Raw genomic sequence first — 6981 nt, 5'->3', positions numbered from 1 at the left:
AACGAAGGTAAGGAGGTCGAGATCAAGTATTAGTGGATGAAATATTGTTTCCTCGCCCCTTATGCGGTACTGGCACCACTGGCGGTAAAGTAGCCGATGCACTGGGCTTATCTGTAAAGCGCTTTTTAAGTGGCCCCCTCGGCGGCGACCAGCAAATAGGTAGCAAAATTGCTGAAGGCGAAATCGACTGTCTGATCTTTTTTTGGGATCCTTTTGAGCCAATGCCACACGACCCCGATGTAAAAGCCCTACTACGCTTAGCCGCTGTCTGGAATGTCCCCGTCGCGAGCAACAGCGCCAGCGCCGACTTAATGATATCCAGCCCACTGTTTGGGCATTCACTCGAGCGCATGATCCCCGATTACGACAGCTATCAAAATAAGCGAAAGTCCCGCTAAAGCAGCAAACAACAGACGAAAAAAAAGCGGCTAATTAGCCGCTTTTTTAGGTTTGCTTGGAAGCAAGGATTACATCATGCCGCCCATTCCACCCATTCCACCCATGCCGCCAGCGTCTGGACCAGCTGCAGGCTTATCTTCAGGCGCATCAGCTACCATTGCTTCGGTAGTGATCATCAAGCCAGCAATAGAAGCTGCTGCTTGAAGTGCAGTACGCGTTACTTTCGCAGGATCAAGAATACCCATTGCAATCATATCGCCATACTCACCTGAGGCTGCGTTGTAGCCATAAGTAGGGTCATTTTCAGACTTAACTTTGTCACAAACAACAGAACCTTCATCACCGGCGTTAGCAACGATGTAACGCAAAGGCGCTTCCATTGCACGACGAGCAATTGCGACACCCGCGTTTTGATCTTCGTTGTCACCAACTAAATCAGCAATCGCTGCTACTGCACGAATTAGAGCAGTACCACCACCAGGCACTACGCCTTCTTCAACAGCAGCGCGTGTTGCATGCAATGCATCTTCAACGCGTGCTTTTTTCTCTTTCATTTCAATTTCAGTCGCTGCGCCAACTTTAACAACAGCAACACCGCCCGCTAATTTAGCAACGCGCTCTTGAAGTTTTTCACGATCGTAATCCGAAGAAGTATCTTCGATTTGTGCGCGAATTTGAGAAACACGACCTTTGATTTCTTCTGGGTTACCAGCGCCATCAACGATAGTGGTGTTCTCTTTAGACATGGTTACACGCTTAGCTTGGCCAAGGTGCTCAAGCGTTGTAGTCTCAAGATCTAAGCCTACTTCTTCGCTTACAACAGTTGCGCCAGTCAAGGTAGCAATGTCTTGCAGCATCGCTTTACGACGATCGCCAAAACCCGGTGCTTTACACGCCGAAACTTTAACAATACCGCGCATGTTGTTCACAACCAATGTGGCCAACGCTTCGCCTTCAACATCTTCAGCAACAATCACTAAAGGCTTACCGGCTTTAGCAACGGCTTCCAATACAGGTAGCAATTCGCGAATGTTAGTGATCTTTTTATCAACTAATAACAAGAACGGCGCTTCGTGCTCAACGCTCATGTTGTCTTGGTTGTTGATGAAGTAAGGCGACAAGTAACCACGATCAAACTGCATACCTTCAACAAGGTCGAGTTCGTTTTCAAGGCCACTACCTTCTTCTACAGTGATAACACCTTCTTTACCCACTTTTTCCATGGCTTCAGCGATGATCTCACCAACAGCAGTATCGCTGTTTGCCGAAATAGTACCTACCTGCGCGATAGACTTGGTGTCTTCGCAAGGCTGAGCAATAGATTTGATATGCGCAACAGCAGCAACAACCGCTTTATCAATACCGCGCTTAAGATCCATTGGGTTCATGCCAGCGGCAACAGCTTTAAGGCCTTCGTTTACAATGGCTTGTGCCAATACAGTCGCTGTAGTCGTTCCATCGCCCGCTTCGTCAGAAGCTTGTGATGCAACTTCTTTAACCATTTGCGCGCCCATGTTTTCGAACTTGTCTTTCAATTCGATTTCTTTGGCAACAGAAACACCATCTTTAGTCACGGTAGGTGCACCAAATGACTTCTCTAAGATAACGTTACGGCCTTTGGGGCCTAAGGTTGCTTTTACTGCGTCGGCGAGAATGTTTACGCCTTTTAACATTTTTTGACGAGCGCTGTCGCCAAACAATACATCTTTAGCTGCCATGATCTATGTTCCTTACTAATTTGTCAGTAGGGTTAATTCAATAAGTTGGAAAGGAAATCGCGAATAACGACTTACGCTTCTACAACGGCTTTGATGTCGCTCTCACTGATAATAATCAGCTCTTCGCCATCAACTTCAATAGTGTCGGTACCGGCATACTTACCGAAAACCACGGTATCGCCAACTTTAACGTCAAGAGCGCGAGTTTCGCCATTCTCTAAAACGCGACCAGAACCAATGGCAATAACTTCACCTTGGTTAGGTTTTTCCGTAGCCGAACCAGGAAGTACAATACCGCCTGAGCTCATTTTTTCTTCTTCCTTGCGACGCACTACAACACGATCGTGTAAGGGACGAATTTTCATCGACTAATCTCCAAAGTGTACGATTTACTGTTTGTAGCCCAACCTTTCATTAAGGATTGGACTGTGATTAAACCGCTAATGCGGTGCCGCGCAGTGACAACTCAACAATTGCGCAAAACTATGTGCAGCCATGATGGGAGCGGAATTATCGATTTCAACACCCCCCAAGTAGTTTTTTTAGTTTTTTTTCTGATTGTTCTGCTCTATGTGCGGTGGTTCTCTAAGCCCTACTTCTTCGAACTCCCCCTCAAGAATTGTTTCTGATTCTGCACCGGGCGCCTGCCGCCTTTGCGCAAAACGGACCACAGCCCAGCCCGCAAACAATTGGCGGACCCCAGGGATTAAGCAAATCAAACCCAGCAAGTCGGTAATGAAACCCGGGTGGATAAATAATGCGCCCGCAAACGCCAAAAATAAGCCTGTCGTCATTTCAGAAAGAGGCATCTGCCCCGCCGCCAACTTGGCTCGACCAGCATTCAATGCGGCAAGCCCTTGATAACGGATCAATGCAAAACCTAAAAAGGCCGAAGCAAACACAAGAAAAACGGTATTCCAGAAACCAACAAGATGCCCCATGAGCGCCAAATCAAACACTGGCAACAACACTACAAGCAATAAAAAACCACGCATATAAACACCATGCTATTAGGGACGAGGAAACAATATTTTATCCACTAATGCTTGATCTCGACCTCCTTATCTTCGTTGCTCAAAGCGTTACATGCCCCGGCATGCGCCCCTTTAAGCGCCTTGATAAGAAAGCCGATCTCTTCGCCTAATTGGATAAACTATTATTGCCTCGTCCCTTAAAGTCTGAAGCCCATAAAAAACCCCGTACTTGGACGGGGTTTTTTATGGGGTAGTCAAACTACAATGAGGCTTGCAACCTAAAGTTCAAGTGTTGCAGGCCGATTGGTTAGCGCGCAAAACGCTACCATTTATAACTCACGCCCACTCGGTAAGTGGTATCCGATTTTTCAACCCCGGCTTGTGGCTCGTTCAAGTAGTCGTAACTCATCAATAGACTAGCTGACACGCCAAATCCGAGCGGGGCCGAAAGGCCGGTATCAGCATTCGCCCGCCAGTCATTACTATCATCCAAGCTTTGCGACGCATCGCTACGATGAAAAAAGGCAATATTGTGCGCAAACAAATACCGGAAATCTACCGCGATACGGCCCGAAGAAAACGTTTTACGCCCTGCGACATCTAGCGCAAGATCCTCTGCACTCAGGTCATAGTATTCTTTAGTTTTCAGTACACTCGCCTCGAGCTTAAGCGCCGTAATTTCCGATTCCCACCACTGAAAACCCGAACCGAGACCACCGACATAGCGCTCAGATATTTGTTTAGCGTCATCTTTTTCTGCGGTCAAATCACCCAGCAAGTACCAGCGCGGCTTGAAAAACCAGTTAACGCCATAAAAACCTTTGTAGTACTCGGTCACACTACTTTTTACCGGTGGCTGCCCCTCTTCAGCTTCAATCTTCAGAAATTCACCGGTATAAAGCAGTTCAAAGTCGTGCCGAAAGTCGTTAATACGCAAATTAACCTGAGAAGCCGCAAGCCAATCATTAGACTCTACATTGCCGCTTTTTTCTGTGCCCACTAACGTCAGTTTGCCACCATAACTGTGTAAAGCACTCTCGTAAGAAGAAAAAGGCACGACATCGTGCAAACTTAACAAGGAATACTCTTTAATTTCTTCCGCACAATTAAAGCGAACCATGCCGCCAGCAAACTCAGCCAACTGACAGGGTTCACTATAGCCTCGCAACTTCACGGGTTCAGGCAATATGATATTTTCTATATCAGCCTTTTTAACCGTCAATTCACCCACTTTATCAGCTTTCCATACCAGCTTTTCGCCGTGCACAGACTTTAATTGGCCACCAATCTTGTCACCATTTTTTAATTCAATTTGGCCAGCGCTTGCCGATACTGCCAACAGACAGGATGCAATGCCTAAAATCAACTTCATGGACGTTTTTCCCAACAGGTTAGAATGCGTGCATAATAACCGAAAATAAATTTTGATGGGCCTTCTACCTTAAAATTCCTGCTACATTAGAGGCATTAACCACTGGGCCACCCAGCAAAAGGCTACAGTTTCGATAAGATCAAACGAGTCCCTCTTTGTGCTCAAAGCGCTTAATACAACAAAAATCTATTTAGATCGCCGCATTATCAGTATTTTTTTACTCGGTATTGTAAGCGGGTTGCCTTGGGTCATGATTGGCTCTGCGCTAACACTCTGGCTACAAGAAGCCGGGCTAAGTCGTAGCAGTATTGGCTTTGCCGGCCTAATCTTTGCGGTTTACTCAATCAATTTTTTATGGGCTCCGCTCATTGATCGTTTCTCCCTGAGCGGCCTATTCAATACCCGCCGAAAAATAGGCAACAAACAAAGCTGGATTATTGCCTGTCAAATCATTATCGCCTGTAGCTGCCTAGCCATGAGCCTTTACGCACCCACAGGTTCCGCCAAGACACTCATACTTATTGGGCTTGTACTCGCCTGCGCATCCGCCACGCAAGATATCGCCATCGATGCCTACCGCGTGCAAAGCTTTCAGCAACAAGACAAAGCGTTAATTTCAGCCGGCGCCGCCGCCGCAACCGGTGGTTGGTGGACGGGCTACGCCGCGATTGGTTTTATCCCTTTAGCACTGTCAGATGCTGGCTGGAACTGGCCTAGTCTGTACCAACTCTTAGCGGCTATTACAGCTGCTATGGCAGCACTATGCATTTTTATGCCTACCGCTCAAACCTCAGCAGCGGGCACAGATAACACCACATTACTGCTGCCGATGTGCCGTTCAAAACAGCATCAAAAAGCACTCTTAATACTCATGATGCTACCTTGGCTCCTCGTTATTTGGGCCGTCGGGGGCTGGGGAATTCCTGATTCATTCTTGCAGTCGCAAGGTTTCATTCCTGCCGTTATTACAGCAGAAATTTTACTCGCGGGCTTTTTATTACGCTCGCTCGGCCAGCTGCCCAGCACAAACCTACCGAATAACGCATCATTTAATGAGCGCATTCTAGCGAATACTTATCACACCCTTATTTTGCCATTACGTGATTTTTTTATGCGCAACGGCATGGCAATAGCCATTAGCCTTCTGGGCTTTATCTTTCTCTTTAAGATTGGCGAAGCATTTTTAGGCCGGATGTCTATCGTGTTCTACAAAGAAATTGGCTTTAGCAAAACACAAATAGCCACCTATTCCAAAATGCTGACTTGGATAGTCACAATGGCCTGCGTCATCCCCTGCGGTTTACTGAATGCTCGCCTCGGGTTATTAAAAGGCCTGATGATAAGCGGTATTTTCATGGCCGCCAGCAACCTAATGTTCTGCGCACTCGCCATTGCTGGGCCAGTTGAATGGCTTTATTTTGTGACGGTGGTTATCGATGGCTGTACCAGCGCATGGGCCACGGTTGCCTTTGTTGCCTTTATTTCACACCTTTGTAGCCATCAGTTTTCGGCTACGCAATATGCCCTGCTGGCCTCACTCGGTAACCTAGGCCGCACCCTGCTGGCAAGTAATAGCGGTTTACTGGTCGATATTTTGAATGGCGACTGGGCACTCTTTTTCGCATTAACAGCACTCATGGTCGCACCTAGCTTAGTACTACTTTGGCGACTACGCTTTAGGCTACTGAATTTACGTGCACCAAACGACAATACAGCTCCGCCCATCAAGTAGCACTTGGCAGCCACATCAAACTCGATTAGACTCACCAAAAACTTACATGTAACAGGATATCACTATGGGTACTTCAGGCTTGATCACACTCGGAATTATTGTTGTTTTTGCACTGTATGTTATTTACCTCTACAACCAGCTCGTAAAGCTGAAAAACCAGTTTGAAAACGGTTTCTCGCAAATAGAAGTCCAACTTAAGCGCCGTTACGACTTAATCCCCAACCTTGTCGAAACCGCTAAGGCCTACCTCAAGCACGAAAGTGAAACCTTAGAAGCCGTTGTTAAAGCGCGTAACTCGGCGGCATCAGAACTTGGCGCCGCCAGTAAAAACCCTGGCGATAGTGGCAATATCCAAGCCCTTGCCGGCGCAGAACAAATACTGGGACAAGCCATGGGTCGATTTAATATGGTGATGGAAGCCTACCCAGACCTTAAAGCCAGCACCAATATGCAGCAGCTTACTGAAGAACTATCGTCCACCGAAAACCGTGTAAGTTTTGCCCGCCAAGCCTTCAACGATGCAGTAATGGCTTACAACATCGTACGTGAAAGCTTCCCTGCTGTTATTTTTGCGAATATGTTGGGCCACAATCAAAAAGCCGCGCTTCTAGAATTTGACGACAGCGACGCCATTGCTGTTGCCCCTAAGGTTTCGTTTTAAACAAAACGTCCAACCTGCATTAGCCAACGCCAAATAAGCCGCGCCACTTTCGCCTATGACGGTGGCGCGGCTTAGGGACGAGGAAACAATATTTCATCCACTAATGCTTGATATCGACATCCTTA

General features: G+C 47.1%; 6 protein-coding genes and 1 pseudogene. 3 read left to right on the top strand and 4 right to left on the bottom strand.

Annotated features, from left to right (window positions below; translation table 11 throughout):
• Positions 1-44 precede the first annotated feature (44 nt).
• A pseudogene (locus tag AC3A8L_RS18585) lies at positions 45-398 on the top strand (methylglyoxal synthase); the annotation flags it as partial.
• Positions 399-467: 69 nt separating this feature from the next.
• Here AC3A8L_RS18585 and groL read toward each other — a convergent pair.
• The 4 genes from groL to AC3A8L_RS18565 all read right to left on the bottom strand — a co-directional run bounded on the left by groL (position 468) and on the right by AC3A8L_RS18565 (position 4463).
• On the bottom strand, positions 468-2117 hold the full coding sequence (groL, locus tag AC3A8L_RS18580; RefSeq protein WP_487963774.1) for a chaperonin GroEL: 1650 nt from the start codon (positions 2115-2117) through the stop codon (positions 468-470).
• Positions 2118-2188: 71 nt separating this feature from the next.
• On the bottom strand, positions 2189-2482 hold the full coding sequence (locus AC3A8L_RS18575; protein ID WP_487963773.1) for a co-chaperone GroES: 294 nt from the start codon (positions 2480-2482) through the stop codon (positions 2189-2191).
• Positions 2483-2659: 177 nt separating this feature from the next.
• Positions 2660-3112 carry an FxsA family protein gene (locus AC3A8L_RS18570; RefSeq protein WP_487963772.1) on the bottom strand — a complete coding sequence of 151 codons (453 nt, stop codon included), beginning with the start codon at positions 3110-3112 and terminating at the stop codon, positions 2660-2662.
• 301 nt (positions 3113-3413) lie between these two features.
• On the bottom strand, positions 3414-4463 hold the full coding sequence (locus tag AC3A8L_RS18565; protein ID WP_487963771.1) for a DUF481 domain-containing protein: 1050 nt from the start codon (positions 4461-4463) through the stop codon (positions 3414-3416).
• Between the two features lie 157 nt (positions 4464-4620).
• On the opposite strand from AC3A8L_RS18565, the gene AC3A8L_RS18560 reads away from it, so the two are divergent.
• Together AC3A8L_RS18560 and AC3A8L_RS18555 are read left to right on the top strand one after the other, a co-directional pair.
• Positions 4621-6195 (top strand): MFS transporter, encoded by a 1575-nt coding sequence (locus AC3A8L_RS18560; RefSeq protein WP_487963770.1) that lies wholly within the window; start codon positions 4621-4623, stop codon positions 6193-6195.
• Between the two features lie 64 nt (positions 6196-6259).
• Positions 6260-6856: a LemA family protein gene (locus AC3A8L_RS18555; protein ID WP_487963769.1), complete on the top strand. Its 597-nt coding sequence runs from the start codon at positions 6260-6262 to the stop codon at positions 6854-6856.
• Positions 6857-6981: the final 125 nt, after the last annotated feature.

This window comes from Marinagarivorans sp., from assembly GCF_982758155.1.
This window is presented reverse-complemented; position numbering and strand designations above follow the sequence as displayed.

Bases quoted from the DNA above. Each gene is read 5' to 3' on its own strand.
- groL (WP_487963774.1), bottom strand. From the start codon at position 2,117: ATGGCAGCTAAAGATGTATTGTTTGGCGACAGCGCTCGTCAAAAAATG.
- AC3A8L_RS18575 (WP_487963773.1), bottom strand. From the start codon at position 2,482: ATGAAAATTCGTCCCTTACACGATCGTGTTGTAGTGCGTCGCAAGGAA.
- AC3A8L_RS18570 (WP_487963772.1), bottom strand. From the start codon at position 3,112: ATGCGTGGTTTTTTATTGCTTGTAGTGTTGTTGCCAGTGTTTGATTTG.
- AC3A8L_RS18565 (WP_487963771.1), bottom strand. From the start codon at position 4,463: ATGAAGTTGATTTTAGGCATTGCATCCTGTCTGTTGGCAGTATCGGCA.
- AC3A8L_RS18555 (WP_487963769.1), top strand. From the start codon at position 6,260: ATGGGTACTTCAGGCTTGATCACACTCGGAATTATTGTTGTTTTTGCA.